Annotated in this window: 18 protein-coding genes; 6 read left to right on the forward strand and 12 right to left on the reverse strand. The window is 65.5% G+C overall.

The features are described from left to right. Positions 1 to 61 precede the first annotated feature (61 nt). Complete coding sequence (locus ABD050_RS12995) at positions 62 to 1,693, forward strand: tyrosinase family protein (RefSeq protein WP_343889796.1); 1,632 nt, start codon at positions 62 to 64, stop codon at positions 1,691 to 1,693. Between the two features lie 16 nt (positions 1,694 to 1,709). Here ABD050_RS12995 and ABD050_RS13000 read toward each other — a convergent pair whose 3' ends face one another. After that, on the reverse strand, positions 1,710 to 2,342 hold the full coding sequence (locus tag ABD050_RS13000) for a trimeric intracellular cation channel family protein (protein ID WP_343889797.1): 633 nt from the start codon (positions 2,340 to 2,342) through the stop codon (positions 1,710 to 1,712). 78 nt (positions 2,343 to 2,420) lie between these two features. Between ABD050_RS13000 and ABD050_RS13005 the strand changes: the two genes are divergently transcribed. The 3 genes from ABD050_RS13005 (at position 2,421) to ABD050_RS13015 (ending at position 5,317) form a co-directional block, all read left to right on the forward strand. Beyond that, a complete protein-coding gene (locus tag ABD050_RS13005) occupies positions 2,421 to 3,077 on the forward strand; it encodes a YoaK family protein (RefSeq protein WP_343889798.1) in 657 nt (218 codons plus the stop codon). Positions 3,078 to 3,261: 184 nt separating this feature from the next. Continuing rightward, positions 3,262 to 3,588, forward strand: a complete 327-nt coding sequence (locus ABD050_RS13010) for a helix-turn-helix domain-containing protein (RefSeq protein WP_343889799.1) — start codon at positions 3,262 to 3,264, stop codon at positions 3,586 to 3,588. Then, positions 3,575 to 5,317, forward strand: a complete 1,743-nt coding sequence (locus ABD050_RS13015; RefSeq protein ID WP_343889800.1) for a SulP family inorganic anion transporter — start codon at positions 3,575 to 3,577, stop codon at positions 5,315 to 5,317. Before ABD050_RS13010 ends, ABD050_RS13015 begins: the two co-directional genes overlap by 14 nt. 25 nt (positions 5,318 to 5,342) lie before the next feature. Here ABD050_RS13015 and lpdA read toward each other — a convergent pair whose 3' ends face one another. From lpdA to ABD050_RS13050, 7 genes are all read right to left on the reverse strand, one after another. After that, on the reverse strand, positions 5,343 to 6,734 hold the full coding sequence (gene lpdA, locus ABD050_RS13020) for a dihydrolipoyl dehydrogenase (RefSeq protein WP_343889801.1): 1,392 nt from the start codon (positions 6,732 to 6,734) through the stop codon (positions 5,343 to 5,345). An 89-nt stretch (positions 6,735 to 6,823) separates the two neighbouring features. Further along, positions 6,824 to 8,041, reverse strand: a complete 1,218-nt coding sequence (gene odhB, locus ABD050_RS13025) for a 2-oxoglutarate dehydrogenase complex dihydrolipoyllysine-residue succinyltransferase (RefSeq protein ID WP_343889802.1) — start codon at positions 8,039 to 8,041, stop codon at positions 6,824 to 6,826. Positions 8,042 to 8,168: 127 nt separating this feature from the next. Then, on the reverse strand, positions 8,169 to 11,105 hold the full coding sequence (locus tag ABD050_RS13030) for a 2-oxoglutarate dehydrogenase E1 component (protein ID WP_343889804.1): 2,937 nt from the start codon (positions 11,103 to 11,105) through the stop codon (positions 8,169 to 8,171). Positions 11,106 to 11,223: 118 nt separating this feature from the next. Then, a complete protein-coding gene (gene sucD / locus ABD050_RS13035; RefSeq protein ID WP_343889805.1) occupies positions 11,224 to 12,108 on the reverse strand; it encodes a succinate--CoA ligase subunit alpha in 885 nt (294 codons plus the stop codon). A 77-nt stretch (positions 12,109 to 12,185) separates the two neighbouring features. Beyond that, positions 12,186 to 13,148, reverse strand: a complete 963-nt coding sequence (gene mdh / locus ABD050_RS13040; protein ID WP_343889806.1) for a malate dehydrogenase — start codon at positions 13,146 to 13,148, stop codon at positions 12,186 to 12,188. A gap of 133 nt (positions 13,149 to 13,281) precedes the next feature. Further along, positions 13,282 to 13,581, reverse strand: coding sequence for a hypothetical protein (locus ABD050_RS13045; protein ID WP_343889807.1), 300 nt, complete (start codon positions 13,579 to 13,581; stop codon positions 13,282 to 13,284). Next, on the reverse strand, positions 13,578 to 13,904 hold the full coding sequence (locus ABD050_RS13050; protein ID WP_343889808.1) for a YbjQ family protein: 327 nt from the start codon (positions 13,902 to 13,904) through the stop codon (positions 13,578 to 13,580). The genes ABD050_RS13045 and ABD050_RS13050 overlap by 4 nt, the downstream gene beginning before the upstream one ends. Before the next feature lie 23 nt (positions 13,905 to 13,927). On the opposite strand from ABD050_RS13050, the gene ABD050_RS13055 reads away from it, so the two are divergent. Next, positions 13,928 to 15,148, forward strand: a complete 1,221-nt coding sequence (locus ABD050_RS13055; RefSeq protein ID WP_343889810.1) for an acyltransferase family protein — start codon at positions 13,928 to 13,930, stop codon at positions 15,146 to 15,148. Here the strand turns inward: ABD050_RS13055 and zapE are convergent. From zapE to ABD050_RS13070, 3 genes are all read right to left on the reverse strand, one after another. After that, a complete protein-coding gene (gene zapE / locus ABD050_RS13060) occupies positions 15,087 to 16,199 on the reverse strand; it encodes a cell division protein ZapE (protein WP_343889811.1) in 1,113 nt (370 codons plus the stop codon). The two genes, ABD050_RS13055 and zapE, sit on opposite strands and share 62 nt — an antisense overlap. Before the next feature lie 3 nt (positions 16,200 to 16,202). Further along, complete coding sequence (locus ABD050_RS13065; RefSeq protein ID WP_343889883.1) at positions 16,203 to 16,619, reverse strand: PaaI family thioesterase; 417 nt, start codon at positions 16,617 to 16,619, stop codon at positions 16,203 to 16,205. A 76-nt stretch (positions 16,620 to 16,695) separates the two neighbouring features. After that, positions 16,696 to 17,481 (reverse strand): succinate dehydrogenase iron-sulfur subunit, encoded by a 786-nt coding sequence (locus ABD050_RS13070; protein ID WP_343889812.1) that lies wholly within the window; start codon positions 17,479 to 17,481, stop codon positions 16,696 to 16,698. 112 nt (positions 17,482 to 17,593) lie between these two features. On the opposite strand from ABD050_RS13070, the gene ABD050_RS13075 reads away from it, so the two are divergent. Next, complete coding sequence (locus tag ABD050_RS13075) at positions 17,594 to 18,742, forward strand: alpha-hydroxy acid oxidase (RefSeq protein WP_343889813.1); 1,149 nt, start codon at positions 17,594 to 17,596, stop codon at positions 18,740 to 18,742. A 128-nt stretch (positions 18,743 to 18,870) separates the two neighbouring features. On the opposite strand, the gene creD is transcribed toward ABD050_RS13075, so the two are convergent. Further along, complete coding sequence (gene creD, locus ABD050_RS13080) at positions 18,871 to 20,247, reverse strand: cell envelope integrity protein CreD (protein WP_343889814.1); 1,377 nt, start codon at positions 20,245 to 20,247, stop codon at positions 18,871 to 18,873. Positions 20,248 to 20,658 lie beyond the last annotated feature (411 nt).

Here is a 20,658-nt window from a genome sequence, read left to right on the forward strand (position 1 = left end):
CTACCGACTGAAGCGCTATTTGTGCGTTCGGGACATTGTACTCGTTCGAGGGGTATCCGCCATGAAAACACTGTACTCAATCGCCTTTTTCGGGGCTGCCACGCTGGCAATGCCAGCCGCTTATGCCGGGACGAGCGCCACCACGTCGGCCGCGCGCTCCCCGTTCCTCGCATCGGCCAGCGACCCGCAGCTCGACCGATGGATGTGGGCCTTTGCGACCGCGCAGCTGCAGACGGTCGCCGCCGATGCGCTGGGCACGACGGTCGGCGGGCTGCCGCCACCACCGCCGCTGAACACCACCCGCCAGTCGATCACCGCCCTCAACGCGACCCAGCTCGCCAGCCTGCGCCGCGGCATCGCGCAGATGATCGCCTGGAACTCGGCGCCGCAGGGCAGCGCCGACTTCAAGCGCAGCCTGCGCTATTGGGCGAACATGCACGCCTATATCGGCACCGGCTGCTCGTCAGCTTCCGGTCTGAACTATCCGGGGATGAGCGGGCTCTCGCTGCAATCCAAGGCGACGCCCGACCAGATCGCGACCTGGTGCACCTGCCAGCACGGCACGATCCAGTTCCTTACCTGGCACCGCATGTATCTCTTCTATTTCGAGCAGGTGCTTCGGCAGGCGGCGGGCGACCCCAATCTCCGCCTGCCTTTCTGGGATTATGAGACTGACGGCCATATCCCGCCGGCCTATCGCAGCCCGACCTATGTCGATGGCGGGGTGACCAAGCCCAACCCGCTGTACGTCGCCAACCGCCAGGCGCAGCTCAACGCCGGCACTGCGGCGCTGTCGTCGTCAGTGACGTCGACTGCCGGGGCGATGCCGGCCTCGACCTACAGCCCGTTCAACAGCGCGATCGAGCAGACCCCGCACGGCGCGGTGCACTGCGCGACCGGGGTGGCGAGCTGCCCGAGCGGCTATATGGGCTATGTGCCCTCGGCCGGGAACGACCCGATCTTCTACAGCCATCACGCCAATATCGACCGGCTCTATGAATGCTGGCTGCGGATCAATCCGTCGGCGCGGTTGCCGAACAACCCGGCGCAGCTCGCGGCGCATTTCAGCTTCATCGACGGCGCCGGCAATCTGGTATCGCCGATGGTCGGCAACATGCTGACGACAGCGCAGCTGGGATATCATTATGCGGCCGGCGGCGGCTGTCCGCTGGTGATCAAGCTGCCGCCGATCCATATCCTGCTGGAGACCCCCTATCATGTCTATCCATTGATCGGCCCGACCATCCTGCAGCGCGGGACGACGGTGGTGCCGCTGAAGCTCGCGGCCGCCACGCGCAAATCATTGCTGGCGGCGCCCCCGCGGAAGGGCGGCGCCTTGCGCTCGATGCTGGTGATTGACGGCCTGGCCTATGACGAGCCGCCCGGCGTGCTCTACAATGTCTATGTCCAGGGCCCGGGCGGCAAGCGCCAGCTGGTCGGGGTGATCAACTTCTTCAACGACACAGCGCCGCGCCACGACGACATGGAAGGCATGAAGGGCGAGATGGCCGACATGTCGACCCGGACGTTCGATGCGACCGACGCGCTGGCCGCTTTGGGCGCGACCGGCGACGCCTCGCTGGTGCTCGAGCCGACCACGGGCTTGACCGGCAGCACCGTGCTGAAGGCGGCCCAGCAGATCAGCCCGCGCGCCAGGGTGCGGTTCAGCGCGGCACGGATCGAGCAGCGATAGGCAGACCCGCGCCGCCTCAGCGCCGCCCGCGATAGCTTGGCAGCGCCAGCTTCCAGTGGATCGCGACCGCGCGCAGGCCGAAGCCGGCCGTCGCGGCGATCGCTGCGGCGGCAAAGGCAGGGATTCCCGCCGATACCAGCGCGACATGGCATCCAGCGGCCAGCGCGGCGGCGGTGACGTAAAGCTCCGGCCGCATCAGGATCGAGGGCTCGCCGGCCAGCACGTCGCGGATGATGCCGCCGACACAGGCGGTGATGACGCCCATCAGCGCGGCGGGCACCGGCGGCACGCCGAACGCAAGCGCCTTGGCCGCGCCGAACACCGCATAGGCGGCGAGGCCCGCTGCATCGAGCCAGTCGAGCGCCGCACCCCGCCACCATGCCTGGGGCGTCATCCACACCAGCACCGCGACCGCGAGGCAGACCGCTGCCACAAACGGATCATGCACCCAGAAGACCGGCGCCCCGATCAGCAGATCGCGCACTGATCCGCCACCAACCCCGGTGATCAGCGCGAAAAAGGCTGCCGTCACGAAGGTCTGGGCGCGGCGGGTCGCGGCAAGCGCGCCGGTGGTCGCGAACACCGCGATGCCGAACAGATCGAGCCAGGGCAGGATCGAGCCGAATTGCCAGAGGAGCGAAGCGTGCATCATGCCGGTCTATCGCGCGACCGCCGCGCGCGCAAAGCGGCCTTGCTAGGTCGATGGCGGCTGGGACATATGGGCGCGATGCAACGCTATCAGCCGCCGATGATCGCCCTTGCCGTCTGCCTCGCCGCGCTCGCCGGGTTCGTTGATGCCCTTGCCTATTCGAGTCTGGGCGGCTTCTTCGCCTCGTTCATGAGCGGCAACACGACGCGGCTCGGCGTCGCCGTCGCCGCGGCGCACTATGACGAAGTGCGGATGGCGGGTGCGCTGATCCTGAGCTTCGTCGCCGGCGCGATGGTCGCCACTGTCATATCGCGCCGTTGGCCGCAGCACCCGCAGGCGGCAGTGATGATCGCCGTGACATTGTTGCTCGCCGCTGCGGCAATGCTCGCACGGCTATATCCCGGGAGCCAGGCGTTGTTGCTGCTCGCCGTGGCGATGGGCGCCGAGTGTGGGGTCGGCATCGGCGTCACCTATATGAGCTGGACGCTGGTTCGGATGGGGCAGACACTGGCCGGCACCCTGATGGGGGATAGTGATCGCTGGGCCTGGCTGCGCCATCTGCTGCTATGGCTCGCTTTCCTGCTCGGCGCCGTCACCGGCGGACGTTGCCACGGCGCTTTCGGGGCGGGCGCACTGTGGCTCGCTGCGGGCGCCGCGGGCGTGATAGCAATTGCCGTAGCCACCATTGGCGGTGGCCCGCGCAAGCCCGGGCCATGGGGGCCGAGCACGGGCTGACCGAACGCGCCGCGACGATCATCGACGCGCGCTTGCGCACTTCAGATTTCATCCGGGCATTCGACCCATCGCTCCATCGACGAGGAATCGGCGGACGATCAGGTTTGCGCGATTAGACGATAGCGTCCGCGGAATTAACATGATAAGTGATGTTTGAAACATCATTCATCAGGTTTGAAACAGGATGATCACTGCCGCCCAGATGCGCGCCGCACGCGCTCTTTCGGGAATCGACCAACGACAGCTCGCCGAGCTTTCGGGTGTCTCGCTTCCTACCATCCAGCGGATGGAGGCCAGCGACGGTAATGTGCGCGGCGTCATCGATACGCTCGTCAAGGTGGTCGAGGCGTTCGACCGGGCCGGGGTCGAACTGATCGGCGAGGGAGCGGCGAGCCGTGACGGCGGCCGCGGCGTTCGGCTCAAACAGGCGGGTGCGACGCGGAACGGCGCTGACACCAGTCTGATGAACGCCGATGGTTCGATACAGGAGTCAGCTCATGGCGATCGCTGAGCGCACCAGCCGGTGGGATTTCCTCGCCCTCTATACACCCAAGCTCGTCACCGTGTTACGCGAGCATTACAGCCTGACCGACCTGAAGGCGGATGCGGTTGCCGGGCTGACCGTGGCGATTGTCGCCCTGCCGCTGTCGATGGCGATCGCGATCGCGATCGCCTCCGGCGTTACGCCTGACCGCGGCCTCTACACGGCGATCGTGGGCGGATTCTTCGTCTCGGCGCTGGGCGGGAGCCGGTTCCAGATCGGCGGGCCGGCCGGCGCGTTCATCGTGCTGGTCGCGGCAACGGTCGCCAAATATGGCATCGACGGGCTGATCCTCGCAACGATGCTCTCGGGCCTGATCCTGCTGGTGGTGGGATTCCTCAGGCTCGGCACCTTCATCAAATATATTCCCTATCCGGTGACGGTCGGCTTCACCTCGGGAATCGCCGTCATCATCTTCGCGAGCCAGCTCAAGGACCTGCTCGGGCTGACGCTGACCGGCGCCGAGCCCGGCCCGTTCCTGCCCAAGCTCCTTGTGCTCGGCGGCGCGCTGCCGAGCCTGAGCGTCACCGCGGCGGCGATCGCCGGCATGTCGGTGGCGGCGATCCTGGTGCTGCGCCGGCTGCGCCCGCACTGGCCGGGCTTCCTGATCGCGGTTGCGCTCGGCGCGCTTGCCGTCTGGCTGCTGGCCCTTCCGGTCGAGACGATCGGGACCAAGTTCGGCGGAATCCCGCGCTCGCTGCCGATGCCGCATCTGCCCGACCTGTCACTTGCCAGAATTGAGGAGGTGCTGCCGGCGGCCCTGTCCTTCGCACTGCTGGGCGCGATCGAAAGCCTGTTGTCGGCGGTCGTGGCCGATAGCATGACCGGGCGGCGCCATCGCTCGAATTGCGAGCTGGTCGCGCAAGGCGCGGCCAATATCGCATCCTCCCTGTTCGGCGGCATCTGCGTGACCGGCACCATCGCCCGGACAGCGACCAATGTCCGCGCCGGCGCGCGCGGGCCGATATCGGGGATGCTTCATTCGCTGATCCTGCTCGGCTTCATGCTGATCGCGGCACCGCTGGCGAGCCTGATTCCGCTTGCCTCCCTTGCGGCGGTGCTGGTGGTCGTCGCGTGGAACATGGCCGAGAAGCACGAGTTCGCGATCCTGCTGCGCGCGTCGCGCGGCGACGCGGTGGTATTGCTCGCGACCTTCCTGCTCGTCGTGTTCCGCGATCTCACCGAGGGCATCTTGGTCGGCTTCGGGATCGGCGCGCTGCTGTTCCTGCACCGCATGGCCCAATCAGTCGAGATCGAGCGCCCGGCGCTGATCAGCGAGGAGGATCGCGCCGATGAGGCGGGGGATCGCGGCCCCTATGATGTCGCGCTCGCGACTGACCCCGATATCCTGGTCTACCGCATCACCGGCGCCTTCTTCTTCGGCGCGGCGGGTGCGGTCGCGGCGGCGCTCGACCGGATTGGCGAGCACCCCAAAGCCTATGTGATCGACTTTTCCGGGGTGCCGATTCTCGATTCGACCGCAGCCGCCACGATCGCGGGCTTTGCACGCGATGCCCGGCGGCACGGCGCCACCGTCTTCGTCTCGGGCGCGCGACCGGCTGTGCGACGCCTGCTCCTGCTGCAAGGCGTACGGTCGCCCGAGGTGCGGTTCAGGACGACAATCGCCAGGGCGGTCGCTGCCGCGCGGCGTTCCATCGACGCCGGCGACACAACCGGTCGGGCAGTGCTGGCCGGCTGAGCCGAGACCGTTCGGGCGAGACAGGTCAGATGTGGATCGGTTTGCCCAGCACCGCCATCGCCGCTTCCTTGATCGCTTCCGAATGAGTCGGATGGGCGTGGCAGGTATAGGCGATGTCCTCCGAAGTCGCGCCGAACTCCATCGCCTGCGCCGCCTGGGCGATCATCGTCCCGCCGACCGAGGCAATGATCCAGACGCCCAGCACGCGATCGGACTTGGCGTCAGCGATCACCTTCACGAAGCCGTCGGGTTCATGGTTGGTCTTGGCGCGCGAATTGGCGGCCATCGGAAATTTGCCGACCTTGACCTCGCCGCGCTCCTTCGCCGCTTCCTCGGTCAGGCCGACGCCGGCGATCTCGGGGTTGGTATAGACGACGCTCGGGATCACGGCGTGATTCACGATGCCGGTCAGGCCCGCGATGTTCTCGGCGACCGCAATGCCTTCGTCCTCGGCCTTGTGCGCAAGCATCGGGCCGGGGATGACGTCGCCGATCGCCCAGATGCCGTCGACCGCAGTCTTGAAGCGATGATCGGTCTCGATCTGGCCGCGCTGGTTGGTGGCGAGGCCAGCCTTGTCGAGGCCCAGGCCTTCAGTGTTGGGGCGCCGGCCGATCGACACGAGCACTGCGTCAGCCTCGAGCGTAGTGGCTTCACCGCCCGCGGCCGGCTCCAGGGTAAGCGTCGCCGTATCGCCGTTGACCGCAACGCCGGTGACCTTGGTCGAGAGGCGGAATTCAAGCCCCTGCTTCTTCATGATCTTGTTGGCTTCCTTGCGGACCTCGCCATCGAAGCCGGGCAGGATCTGGTCGAGGAATTCGACGACCGTGACCTTCGCGCCGAGCCGGCGCCAGACCGAGCCGAGCTCGAGCCCGATCACGCCGCCGCCGATCACGACCATCTGCTTCGGCACCGACGGGAGTTCGAGCGCACCGGTCGAATCCACAACGACCTTCTGGTCGATGGTCACGCCGGGTAGCGGCATGACCGACGAGCCGGTGGCGATGACGATGTTCTTCGCACGGACCTCGCGGTCGCCGACTTTGACGCTGTCCTTGCCGGTGAAGCTGGCATAGCCCTTCAGCCACTCGACCTTGTTCTTCCTGAACAGGAACTCGATGCCGCCGGTCAGCTGCTTGACCGCGTCCTTGCGCTGGCCGTGCATGGTATCGAGATCGAGGCTGGTCTCGACCTTCACGCCGAGCTTGGCGAGCCGGCCGGAGACTGCCTCGTCATACAGGTCGGATGCGTGCAGCATCGCCTTCGAGGGGATGCAGCCGACATTGAGGCAGGTGCCGCCCAGCGTGTCGCGGCTCTCGACGCAGCCGGTCTTCAGGCCGAGCTGCGCAGCGCGGATCGCAGCGACATAGCCGCCGGGCCCGGAGCCGATGATCAGGACGTCGAAATCATAGTCAGCCATTACAGTCTCCGTTCCCCGGCAAAGGGCCGGGGTCCAGTTACGGCCGGCCCGCTACGGGCCCCGGCCTTTGCCGGGGGATATAGGAAGTCTCAGAGGTCGATCAAAATCCGCGTCGGATCCTCGATCGCGTTCTTCAGCGCGACGAGGAAGGTCACCGCTTCACGGCCATCGACCAGACGGTGATCATAGCTGAGCGCGAGGTACATCATCGGGCGGATCACGATCTGGCCGTCGCGGACGACGGGACGGTCGTCGATACGGTGGAGACCGAGCACCGCCGACTGGGGCGGATTGATGATCGGGGTCGACATCAGCGAACCGAACACGCCGCCATTGGAGATGGTGAAGGTGCCGCCCTTCATCTCTTCCATCTTGAGCGTGCCGTCCTTGGCGCGCCTGCCGAAATCGCCGATCGTGCGCTCGATCTCGGCGACACTCATCTGGTCCGCATCGCGCACGACCGGCACCACCAGGCCCTGGGGCGCCGAGACAGCGACCGAGATATCGGCATAATCATGATAGACGATCTCGTCGCCCTCGATCGAGGCGTTGACGCTCGGCACGTCCTTGAGCGCGAGGCAGGCGGCCTTGGCGAAGAAGCCCATGAAGCCCAGCCGGACGCCGTGCTTCTTCTCGAACAGATCCTTGTACTTCGCCCGCGCCTCCATCACCGCCGTCATGTCGACGTCGTTGAAGGTGGTCAGCATCGCCGCCGTGTTCTGCGCTTCCTTGAGGCGCTTCGCGATCGTCTGGCGGAGGCGCGTCATGCGGACACGCTCTTCCTTGCGGCCCGATGCGGCGGCGACCGAGGGCGCGAGCTGCGGTTCAGGCGACGGCGCCGGGGCCGGGGCGGCGGCAGGGGTCGCGGCGGCAGCGATCACGTCATCCTTGGTGATGCGGCCGTCTTTCCCGGTGCCCTTGACGGTGGCCGGATCGACGCCGTGCTCGAGGACGGCGCGGCGCACTGACGGGGAAAGCGCGGCCGGGCCGTCGCCGGTGCCGGGCGCCTGCTGGCCGGCTCCGGCCGGGGCAGGCGGCGGCGCGGGCGGGGCGACGGGCGCGCCGCTGCCGGCAGCCTCGATCGTCGCGATCATCGCGCCGACCTGGACCGTGTCGCCGACCTTCACGGCCTGCTCACCCATCACGCCGTCGACCGGGCTCGGCACCTCGACCGAGACCTTGTCGGTCTCGAGGCTGGCGATCGGCTCGTCGGCCTTCACCGGGTCGCCGGGCTGTTTCAGCCATTCGCCAAGCGTGGCTTCAGTGATGGATTCGCCCAGCACGGGCACAGTGACTTCGATTGCCATCTCTTCTTCCCTTCCCCGGTGGAGCCCGGGGTCCAGTTACGCAGCGCTCATTGTCGAGCGCCGCGCGTCATTGCATCTGCCATCCCAGCCGGTCCCTGGCTTCACCGGGGAAGCGGTTGGGTCACGTTCAGCTCTTCCGAGTCCGCCGGATCTCTTCACGGACATTATGACCGAGCGCATCGGCGACGAGCGCTGCCTGTTCCATCTGGTGGCGCTTCATCAGGCCGGTGGCCGGCGATGCCGAGGCGGCGCGGCCCGCATAGCGGGCGCGCTGCGGCTTGATGCCTGACTCGACCATGCATTCCTCGATGAACGGCTCGACGAAGGACCAGGCGCCGTTGTTCTTCGGCTCTTCCTGCGCCCAGACCACTTCCTCGAGATTCGCCATATTCTTCAGGCGCACCGTCAGCGGCTCGCTCGGGAAGGGATAAAGCTGCTCGACGCGGACGATCGCCGTGTTCCTGTCGCCCGCCGCGTCGCGTGCCTCGATCAGGTCATAGGCTACCTTGCCGGTGCACAGCACGAGCCGCTTCACGTCCTGGTCAGCCGGCGCCGACGGATCGGACAGGAGCCGCATGAAATGGCTCTCGCCCTGGAAGTCGGCCGCCTTCGAGACGGCGAGCTTGTGACGCAGCAGCGACTTGGGCGTGAAGATGATCAGGGGCTTGCGGAACGACCGATGCATCTGGCGGCGCAGCAGATGGAAATAATTGGCCGGGGTGGTGCAGTTCGCGACCTGCATATTGTCCTGCGCGCACAGCTGCAGGAAGCGCTCCACGCGCGCCGAGCTGTGCTCAGGCCCCTGCCCTTCATAGCCGTGCGGCAGCAGCAGCACCAGGCCGTTGGCGCGCAGCCATTTTGCCTCGCCCGACGCAATGAACTGATCGATCATGATCTGCGCGCCGTTCATGAAATCGCCGAACTGCGCCTCCCAGATCACCAAAGTCTTCGGGTCGGCGAGCGCATAGCCATATTCGAAGCCGAGCACGCCATATTCACTCAAGGGGCTATCGAGCACTTCGATTCGGCCATGCTCGATCTGGGCGAGCGGCAGATATTTATGCTCGTCCTTCTGGTCGACCCAGACGGCATGGCGCTGGCTGAAGGTGCCGCGCCCCGAATCCTGGCCCGACAGGCGCACGCCATAGCCTTCAGAGAGAAGCGAGCCAAAGGCAAGCGCCTCGCCGGTCGCCCAGTCGAACCCGGCACCCGATTTGAACATCTCGCGCTTCGCATCGATCACACGGCCGAGCGTCTTGTGGATGGTCAGGCTGTCGGGGATCGTGGTGAGCGTGCGGCCAAGCGAATCGAACAGCTTCGGCTCGATCGCGGTTTCGACATTCCGCCGCGCGCTCTCCGCATCGGCCGGTGCGTGCAGGCCCGACCAGCGTCCGGCGAACCAGTCGGCCTTGTTGGGCTTGTACGCAGCGCCCGCCTCGAACTCACCTTCGAGCAGGGTGGTGAATTGCCTGATATTGTCATCGATCCAGGCCTGGTCGATCACGCCCTGCGCGATCAGGCGCTTGCCGTAGATCTCGCTGACCGGGGGATGCTGGCGGATGCGCTCGTACATCAGCGGCTGGGTGAAGCTCGGCTCGTCGCCTTCGTTATGGCCGAAGCGCCGATAGCACCACATGTCGATGACGATGTCGCGGTGGAAGCGCTGGCGGAACTCGATCGCCATCTTGCAGGCGAAGGTGACTGCCTCGGGATCATCGCCATTGACGTGGAAGATCGGCGCCTGGACGCCCTTCGCCACATCCGACGGGTAAGGCGAGGAGCGCGCGAATTGAGGGGAAGTCGTGAAGCCGATCTGATTGTTGATGACGAAGTGGATGCAGCCGCCGGTATTATAGCCACGAATGCCCGAGAAGCCGAGACATTCCCAGACGATCCCCTGCCCGGCGAACGCAGCGTCGCCATGGATCAGCACCGGCAACGCCGCCTTGTGCTCGCCGAGATCATTGTTGATCGTCTGGATCGCTCGGGTCTTGCCGAGCACGACCGGATCCTCCGCCTCGAGATGCGAGGGGTTGGCGACCAGCGACATATGGACGCTGATCCCGTCAAACTCGCGGTCAGTCGAGGTACCGAGATGATATTTGACGTCGCCCGAGCCGGCCACGTCATCGGGATTGTCCGAGCCGCCGCCGAATTCGTGGAAGATCACCCGGAAGGGCTTGGCCATCACGTTGGACAGCACGTTCAATCGGCCGCGGTGCGCCATGCCGTACACGATCTCGCGCACGCCGAACTGGCCGCCATATTTAATGACGCTCTCAAGCGCCGGGATCATGGCCTCGCCGCCGTCGAGCCCGAAACGCTTGGTGCCGACATATTTCCGGCCGCAGAATTTCTCCCACTGCTCGGCTTCGATCACCTTGTTGAGGATCGCCTTCTTGCCCATGGCCGAGAATTCGATCGCCTTGTCCTTGCCCTCCATCCGCTCCTGGAGGAAGCGGCGCTCCTCGACATCGGCGATGTGCATATATTCGAGGCCGACATTGCCGCAATAATTGGCGCGCAGGATGTCGACGATCTCGCGGACAGTCGCCCATTGCAGGCCGAGCGTGCCGCCGAGATAGATCGGCCGATCGAGGTCCGCGTCGGAAAAACCATGATATTCAGTCGTGAGATCAGCGGGCATCTCGCGCTTGGACAGACCGAGCGGATCGAGATTGGCGGCGAGGTGGCCGCGCACGCGATAGGTGCGGATCAGCAGCATCGCGCGGATCGAATCGGCAGCGGCGCGGACGATATCTTCCTGCCTCGGCGCCGCGGCGACTGGAGCGGCGGCGGCCCGCGCGCCGCCCTTTACGGGCTTGGGCGCCGGCTCCATCTGGGTCGGATCGAGCGCTGCCGTCAGATCGTCGGTGGTCGAAACGGGCCAATTGGCCTGTTCCCAGCTCGGGCCCTGGGCTGAGCCCTCGAGTCCTTCGAACCACGAGCGCCATGAAGGCTCGACACTGTCAGGGGACACTTTGTACCGCGCGTACAGCGTCTCGATAAAGGCGGGGCTCACGCCACCCGCGATCTCCGCAAAATCCTGGCCTTCATAGCCCATCGTCTTCGTCCTTCCTTCCCTCATCCGCTCGGGAGAGGTGGGCGAAAGGTTGCGTTACCGCTACCATCGCCCATTTCGCGCCACGGCGCTACCTTCCGCCATGCGCGAAAGGATTTGGTTAGCCCTTCAATACCGCGAGCAGCGTCGTCCCGAGTTCCGAGGGACTGTCCGCCACCTTGATCCCTGCAGCTTCCATCGCCGCGATCTTGTCCTCGGCGCCACCCTGGCCGCCCGACACGATCGCACCGGCATGGCCCATGCGACGGCCCGGAGGGGCGGTGCGGCCGGCGATGAAGCCTGCCATCGGCTTCGAACGGCCGCGCTTCGCCTCGTCGCGAAGGAACTGCGCCGCCTCTTCCTCGGCCGAGCCGCCGATCTCGCCGATCATGATGATCGACTTGGTCTCGGGGTCGGCAAGGAACAGTTCGAGCACGTCGATGAAGTTCGTACCGTTGACCGGATCGCCGCCGATGCCGACCGCGGTCGTCTGGCCGAGGCCGGCGTTCGAGGTCTGGAAAACCGCTTCATAGGTAAGCGTGCCCGAGCGGCTTACAACACCGACCGAGCCCTGCTTGAAGATGCTGCCGGGCATGATGCCGATCTTGCACTGGCCGGGGGTCAGGACGCCCGGGCAGTTCGGGCCAATCAGCCGCGATTTGGAACCCGAGAGCGCGCGCTTGACCTTGACCATGTCGAGCACCGGGATGCCTTCGGTGATCGTCACGATCAGCGGCACTTCGGCGTCGATCGCCTCGAGGATCGAATCGGCGGCGAAGGGCGGCGGGACGTAGATGACCGATGCGGTGGCGCCGGTCTTCGCGACTGCCTCGGCAACGGTGTCGAACACCGGCAGCCCGATATGCTCGGTGCCGCCCTTGCCGGGTGTGACGCCGCCGACCATCTGCGTGCCGTACGCCAGCGCCTGCTGAGTGTGGAAGGTGCCGGTTTCGCCGGTCATTCCCTGAGTGATAACCCTGGTGTTCCTGTCGACGAGGATGCTCATTCGGTTTTCTTCCTCATTGTTCCCGCGATGGCTGCGCCCGCCGGGTTTGATATATGCGCCGTTGCCGGCGAAACGGATCAGGCCAGCGAGCCGTCAATCGCCTTGCACGCGACCAGCAATTCCTTGACCGCCTCGACCGACACGTCGAGATTCTTCTTGGCCTCGGCATCGAGCTTGATCTCGACGACCTTTTCGACACCGCCCGCGCCGATGATCACCGGCACGCCGACATAGAGATTGTCGACGCCGTACTGGCCGGTGAGGTGAACGGCCGCCGGGAGCAGGCGCTTCTGGTCGTAAAGATAGGCCTCGGCCATCGCGATCGCGCTGGTGGCGGGGGCATAATAAGCCGAGCCGGTCTTGAGCAGCGCGACGATCTCGCCGCCGCCCGAACGGGTGCGCTGGACGATCGCGTCGATCCGCTCCTGAGTCGACAGGCCCATTGCGATCAGGTCGGGAACCGGGATGCCCGAGACGGTCGAATAGCTGATCACCGGGACCATGGTGTCGCCGTGGCCGCCGAGCACGAAGGAGGTGACGTCCTTGACCGAAACCTTGAACTCCTCGGCGAGGAAGTGGCTGAAGCGCGAGCTGTCGAGCACGCCGGCCATGCCGACGACCTTCTGATGCGGGAGCCCCGAGAATTCGCGCAGTGCCCAGACCATCGCGTCGAGCGGGTTGGTGATGCAGATGACGAAGGCGTCGGGCGCGTTCTTCGCGATGCCCTCGCCCACCGCCTTCATGACCTTGAGGTTGATGCCGAGCAGATCGTCGCGGCTCATGCCCGGCTTGCGGGCGATGCCGGCGGTGACGATGATGACGTCGGCGCCTGCGATATCGGCATAGTCGTTCGAGCCCGTGATCGTCGCGTCGAAGCCCTCGACCGGACCGCACTGGCTGAGATCGAGTGCCTTGCCCTGGGGAATGCCCTCGACCACGTCGAACAGGACGATGTCGCCAAGACCTTTCAGTGCAGCGAGATGGGCAAGCGTGCCGCCAATGTTCCCAGCGCCGATCAGCGCGATCTTCTTGCGGGCCATTCTTCATCCTTTCGGAGGTGATATTGCCGCGCGCGCGGCGAAACTGCGCGGCGGCTTAGGCGCGTTTTGACGTCGGGGCAACCGGTAAAGACCAGCAAGTAACGAAGCTTGATGCGAATGCTTCGCAAGTGCATTAAGATGGAGGGGCGCCGTCGATATCGACATAGCGGCGCTCGCCGGTCGCTTCATTATACCAGACCGACACCGGCCGGCCGCTCGCATCGTCGACGAAACGCTCGGGCGTCTCGCGCCACGCGCCGCCGCTTGGCTTCGCCTGCGCCGCGCCGTAGCGCCGGCGTTCGAAGATGATTCCCGCCAGCACCAGGGCCGCGGCAATCAGCGTCGGCCACACGGCGGGATCGATCACCGCGCCGACCAGCGCTGCGGTGAAGAGCAGCAGCGCCGCCACGAGGACGAAGGTCCGCAGCATCATTCGGGCGGCGGATCGAGGATGACGGCGGTGCCGTATGCGACAACCTCGTTCATCGCCTGCGCGATCTCGCCCGAATCGAAGCGCATCATGACGACCGCGTTCGCCCCCATCAGCGTCGCATTGGCGACCAGCCGGTCGATTGCATGGCGGCGGGTCTCCTCGACGAGGCGGGTATATTCTGGAATCTCACCGCCGAAGAGCGAACGCAGGCCGGCGGTGATGTTGCCGCCGAGCCCGCGGCTGCGGACGACGACGCCGAATACCTGGCCCAGGGTCGCGCGGACGCTGTGGCCCGGGACATTCTCCGTGGTGGTGACAAGCATTCGGCCTCCCTGTTTGCGGCTGCATGATATCAGTCGCGGCGGCAAAGGCGAGCGCTATACCCGATCTTAAACCGTCGGGTGCCATCACCGGCAGCATGGCCAATTCGAAGCCTCGGGCGATCATCGCCATTGACCTGCTGCGGTTCGCCTGCGCGCTGCTCGTCCTCGCCAATCACTTTGGCGGCGCCTTTGCTCGCGCGCCGAGCGCATCGGCCCGGTACATGCTGAGCGGCCTCCACGCATCGGACGCGGCAATCAGCTGGAGCTGGTTCGGGTGGATCGGTGTCGAGCTGTTCTTCGTCATTTCCGGCTTCGTCATCGCCTTGTCGGCCGAGGGCAGCAGCTGGTCCGGCTTTCTGCGACGGCGGGCCCTGCGCCTGGTGCCGGCAGCGTGGATCTGCGCGACGGCCACCTTCCTGATCCTCGCTGTCGCGGCGCCTTCGACGACGCTGCCGGCAAAATGGGGTGCCACCCTCGCCTTCTGGCCAGTCGGCCCGTGGATCGATGCTTCCTGCTGGACGCTCGGAATCGAGATCTGCTTCTATCTGCTGATCGCAACCGGGCTCGGGCGAACCGGCCGCGCCGCGATGATCGAACGCTATGCAGTCTGGCTGGGCGCGGTGAGCGCCGCCGGCTGGTTGTTCGCCGCACTTTCCGGCTGGGTCGGCACGCCCCGGATGGACGACCGGATGCTCCAGCTATCGCTGCTGCCGCATGGCTGTCTCTTCGCACTCGGCGTGCTTGCCTCCGCCATGACGAGGCGCGGCGTGACGGGCGCGCGTGCCGGGCCGTTCGCGCTGTTTCTGCTTCCCGCCTGCGCGGAGATCGCGTCGCGCACCATCGAGCGAACTCAGACCTTCGGCGTAAGCGCCGGTCCGCTCGTACCCACGCTATTGTTCCTCGCCGGACTGGCGATGGTGCTTGGGTCGGGGCGAATGCAACCCTTTTTGTCGCGGCGGATCGATGCCCGGCTTGCGGCGACGTTGGGGCTGATGACCTACCCTCTCTATCTCATCCATCAGGAAGCTGGCGCGGCGCTGATCGCGACGCTGATGCGTGCGGGAATGCCTTATTGGCCGGCATCCGGCGTCGCCTTGCTGGCGGTATTGGTTTTCGCCTGGTGGGTTGCACATGCCGCTGAGCCCGTGGTGCGCGCGCGGCTCGCATCTTTGATGGACGCCGTCAGTGCCCGCCGTGGCCGAGCTCCAGATACGCCTCCGAGCCCATCTCCTCGAGCCGGCTGACCGTCCGTTCGAACTCGAACCGCCCGTCGCCTCTTTCGTAAAGCCCGGCCGGCGACGCATCGGCGGCCGCGAGCAGCTTCACCTTGTGCTCGTAGAGCGCGTCGATGAGGCTGACGAAGCGCGCCGCCTCATTGCGGTTTTCCGGGCCGAGCTTGGGTATGCCAACGATGATGATCGTGTGGAAACGGCGGGCCACGGCGAGATAGTCCGCCGCGCCTCGCGCCTCGCCGCAGAGCCGCTTGAACGAGAAGACAGCGACGCCCTTCAGGCTCTTCGGCACGTGCAGGGTGCGGCCGCCGCCGACCGGCAATTCTTCGGACGGCACATGCTCGCGGTCCTCGGGCGGATAATCGGTCAGGCGGAAAAAGGCTGCCGAGAGCTGGGCAGTCGCCTCGGGGCCGTTGGGGACGAGCCAGGTCTCGACCTGGCCGAGACGGTCGCGGCGATAATCGACCGGGCCGTTGAGCGCGAGCACCTGCATCTTCGTCTCGATGAGGTCGATGAAGGGCAGGAAATGCTCGCGGTTGAGCCCGTCCTTGTAGAGGTCGCGCGGTGGGCGGTTCGAGGTCATCACGACCGTGACGCCCTCGCGCAGCAGCTCAGTGAAGAGCCGCGAGAGGATCATCGCGTCGGGGCTGTTGGTGACCATGATCTCGTCGAAGCAGAGGACCTTCACCTCTTCGGCGATCGCGGCGGCGACGGGGAGGATCGGATCGCCAATCTCCTTCTCGCGCTCGACCCGGAGCCTGGCATGGACGTCGAGCATGAATTCGAGGAAGTGGATGCGCCGCTTGCGCCGCATATGCACCGAGCCGAAAAACAGGTCCATCAGCATCGACTTGCCGCGGCCGACCCCGCCCCAGAGATAGATGCCGGCCGGCGCGTCAGGCCGGCGGCCGAGCGCGCGCCAGAGGACGCTGCCGCGCTTGGGCACCGCTTCGAGCTCGGTCGCCAGCGCATCGAGCCGACGCGCTGCCTCGGCCTGTTCGGGATCGGGCTTCAGCTCGCCCGCGGCGACCAGGGCTTCATACCGGACGAAGACGTTGGGCAATGCTCAGCCTTCGACCGGCGGCGGGGCCAGCCTCGCCGATTTGCGGATGGTGCCGGAGAAGCTCGAAATCTTCTCGTCGCCCTGAAGCACCAGCCCACGCAGGAAAAGAAGGCGGCCAGTTTCCTTGAGCAGCTCGACCTGCGCCTCGACTGGCTCGCCGATCCGCCCGCCACCGATGAACTGGACCGAGAGATCGAGCGTCACTGCCGTGCCGGCGGTAATCACGCCGAAGCTGCGCGCGGCGGCGAACAGCGCAACATCGATGAAGCCGAGCAGCGCTCCGCCATGGACATTGTCGCGCAGATTCGAATGGCGGCGTTCCGGCGTCATCCTGACTCGGGCGATTCCGCCCTCGACGCGCACCATCATCGGCCCGAGAAAGCTGTTGTAGCGCGTCGGATCAGTGAAGCCCCAGCGCATCCAGCCTGGATGATCGGGGTGTTCCTCGTAGAGAAAGGTGGCGGGCTGGCTCGTATCGGTCACTGGATCGCGGCGCTCAGACCACCCGCTCCATTTCCATCTTCTTGATCTCGGCGATCGCCTTGGCCGGGTTGAGGCCCTTGGGGCAGACATTCGCGCAGTTCATGATCGTATGGCAGCGATAGAGACGGAACGGATCCTCGAGCTCGTCGAGCCGCTCGCCGGTCATCTCGTCGCGGCTGTCGGCGAGCCAGCGGTACGCCTGCAGCAGGATGGCCGGGCCGAGGAACTTGTCGCTGTTCCACCAATAGCTCGGGCACGCCGTCGAGCAGCAGGCGCACAGGATGCATTCGTACAGGCCATCGAGCTTCTCGCGATCGGCCGGCGACTGGAGCCGCTCCTTGCCCGAGGGCGGCGGGGTGACGGTCTGGAGCCACGGCTTGATCGAGGCATATTGCGCATAGAAATGGGTGAAATCGGGGACGAGGTCCTTGATCACATCCATGTGCGGCAGCGGGCTGATCTTGATGTCGCCCTTCACATCCTCGATCGCGGTGGTGCAGGCGAGGCCGTTCTTGCCGTCGATGTTCATCGAGCAGGAGCCGCAAATGCCCTCGCGGCACGAGCGGCGGAAGGTGAGCGACGAATCCTGCTCGGACTTCATCTTGATCAGCGCGTCGAGCACCATCGGGCCGCATGTATCGAGATCGATCTCGAACGTGTCGTAATGCGGGTTCTCGTTGGCATCGGGATCATAGCGGTAGATCTTGAAATTCCTGATCCGCTTCGCGTCTGCCGCCGCCTTGTGGACCTTGCCGCCCTTTTTGGGGCGGCTGTTCGGGGGCAGTCTGAATTCGGCCATGCCTGAAAGTCTCCGGCGGATGCGAAATGGTGCGTTGCGGTTGCGGCTATGCCTTTCGGCGCGCGCGTGCAAGCCTTAGAGCATCGTCAGGGCGAGATGAATCGGAGACGGAATGCGACTGAGCGATTGCCACAATGTGGAGGATTTCCGGACCCTCGCCCGCAAGCGCCTGCCCGGCCCGGTCTATCACTATATCGACGGCGCCGCCGACGACGAGGCGACCAAGGCGCGCAACACCGAAGCGTTCAGCGATTGCGACCTGGTGCCGAGCGTTCTCGCCGGCGTCGAGACGATCGACATGAGCACCACCGTGATGGGCCGCAAGATCGCGATGCCGCTGTTCCTGTCGCCGACTGCGCTGCAACGGCTGTTTCACTGGCAGGGGGAGCGCGGCGTGGCACGGGCGGCGGAGAAGTTCGGCACCTATTTCGGCATCTCGAGCCTCGCGACGGTCGGCATCGAGGAGATCGGCCGGACGATATCGAGCCCCAAGATGTTCCAGCTCTATATCCACAAGGACAAGGGGCTGAATCACGCGCTGGTCGAGCGGTGCAAGGAGGCAAAGTTCGACTGCATCGCGCTGACCGTCGACACGATCGTCTCAGGCAATCGCGAGCGCTGCCTGCGCACCGGCTTCAGCTCGCCGCCACGGCTGACGCCCTCCTCCGCGATCAGCTTTGCGACTCACCCGCGCTGGACACTCGACTATCTGTTTCGCGAGAAGTTCGAGTTGACGAACCTCAAGGACCATGTGTCGGAGGGGACCAATGTCGCGCTTTCGGTCGCCGACTATTTCAACAAGATGCTCGACCCGGCGATGGACTGGAGGACGGCCGAGAATGTCCGGGCCCAATGGGGCGGAGAGTTCTGCCTGAAGGGAATCATGTCGGTCGAGGATGCACGACGCGCGGTCGATATCGGCGCGACAGCGATCATGGTGTCGAACCATGGCGGGCGGCAGCTCGATGGCAGCCGGGCCCCGTTCGACCAACTGGCCGAAATCGTCGATGCGGTCGGGGACAGGATCGACGTGATCTGTGATGGCGGCATCCGGCGTGGGAGCCATGTGCTGAAGGCGCTGAGTGTCGGGGCGAAGGCGTGTTCGGGCGGCCGGATGTATCTTTATGCGCTGGCGGCGGCAGGCCAGGCCGGGGTCGAGCGGATTCTCGGGCGGCTGCAGGGCGAGATCGAGCGGGACATGAAGCTGATGGGGGTGAAGTCGGTTGCTGAGCTGAACCGGGGGAATTTGCGCTGGCGGTAAAATTCCCTCTCCCGTCGGGAGAGGGAAGGAGGAGCGAAGCGACGGGAGGGTGAGGGTGACACTCAATCACCCTCACCCGCGCTCCTTCACAACTTGCCCCTCTTCCGTTGAGAGAAGGGAAGAAGCACTCACTCCGTCGTCGCCGCCTCCAGCTCCGGCGCCGCCCCGCCCCAATCGATTCCCCGGGTCAGGTACATCACCGCGGCAAGGGCCAGGAAGAGCAGGACCGAGCCGGCGAGGAGGGACAGATCCTCGAGGCTGAGCAGCAGATAAAGGATGCCGTAGAGCGCCGAGAGCAGGAGCGCGATGAACAGGCCGCGTTTCCAGCTTGCGAGCACCGCCGCCGAATAGAAGGTGAGCAGCGAGATGATCGCGCCGCCGGCGATGCAGTAAGCGAGGGTGAAGCCGACCACCTCGGCAAAGGCGAGCAGCATCACGAAGAACAGGATCAGCCCGGACCCAACCAGCGCATATTCGATCGCCGACACCCGCACGCCGCCGATCACGTCGAACATCAGGAAGGCGAGAAAGGTGAAGCCGATGAACAGGAAGCCGTATTTCACCGAGCGGTTGACCTGGCTGTAGAGATCGACCGGGGTGATGAGATCGACCCGCGCCTGATGATCGTCGCCGGCCCGGCCATTGCCGTCACCCTGCGGCGGATCGGCGACGGCGAGTGCCGTGCCAAGCGCGAGATTGCCGACTCGCCAAATCGCGGTGAAGCCCTTGTCGTCGACCGACTTCTCACTGGGCAGGAAGCCGCCCTGGAAGCTCGGGCTCGACCAGGTCGAGGCGACCCGCCAGCTCGTGTCGCCGCCGCCGGGGACCAGCGCCAGCGACCCGTTGCCACGAAGCTGATAGTCGAAGGTCACGCCGATCGCGCGGCCCTTCAGCTGAGTGGCGTCGATCCAGGCCGAGAAGCCCGAACCACCGGTCTCGCGCATGCCGTTGCCGGGCTGGAGGGCCAGCTTCTTGCCGTCGACGGTGACGGCGGGCGGTGGCCCGAACAGCCCGCGCGAGTCGCCGATGCCAAAGCGGAGCTGGGCTCGATCGAAAGCGAGTGCGTCGAGCGGCACGCCGGTGCGATCGAGATCAGGCGGCAGCGAAAAACGTGCCGAGCCCTGATTGCGCGCCTCGTACACGACGACGTCATAGATCGAGCGATGGCGCAGGCTCGGTGTGAGATCGGTCTTCACGCTCGCCGCCTCGGGGGACAGGACCAGCTGGTGCCATTCAGTTGTCGCCTTGGTGACGCGCTTGCCGTCATCCGCGGTGACAGTCTCGTTGACCTGTTTCGACCAGGGAATCACCAGCACCGGCCCGGCAATCAGCTGGGCCCCGCCCCAGCCAGTCGCGATCGAGGCCTGAGCGGTCTCTGACTGGTTCTGGCGATCATAGACCAGCAGGTAGATCGCGAAGAGCGGGATCGCGAGCAGCGCGCCGATCAAGGACGGCAGCAACAGCTTCATCGCCGGCGAGCGTTGGGATGCGGATCGAGCGGACATGGTGAACCTCCCTGTAGGAGGCTCCGGGATAGGGATGCGCGATCGGGCGGGCCAAAGTCGATCGGGAGGAATGATCGTGCAGATCGAGTGCAGGCGGCCAGCGCCGCCGGAGCGGTGCAATTTCCCTGTTATGCGCGAGTAACAGGGAATTTATCAGGGAATGGAATTTTTTTCGACGAGGCCGCCGTCCGAATTTCAAATATTCTTTTCATTTACAATTACTTGGTGAACGCGATTTGATGTCGCTCACCTCGAACAGGGAAATAACAGGGAATTATCAGGCAAATGCGGCACGCGGGCCGTCGCCGACCGCCGCCGAAAACATCAAGATACCGACCATAAGAAAGAGCAAATCGGATTTCTGACGTTCCGCGCACATCCTAATGCACGATCTCGCGATGCGGTTGAATC

The organism is Sphingomonas oligophenolica (assembly GCF_039522915.1).
Lineage (GTDB): Bacteria > Pseudomonadota > Alphaproteobacteria > Sphingomonadales > Sphingomonadaceae > Sphingomonas > Sphingomonas oligophenolica.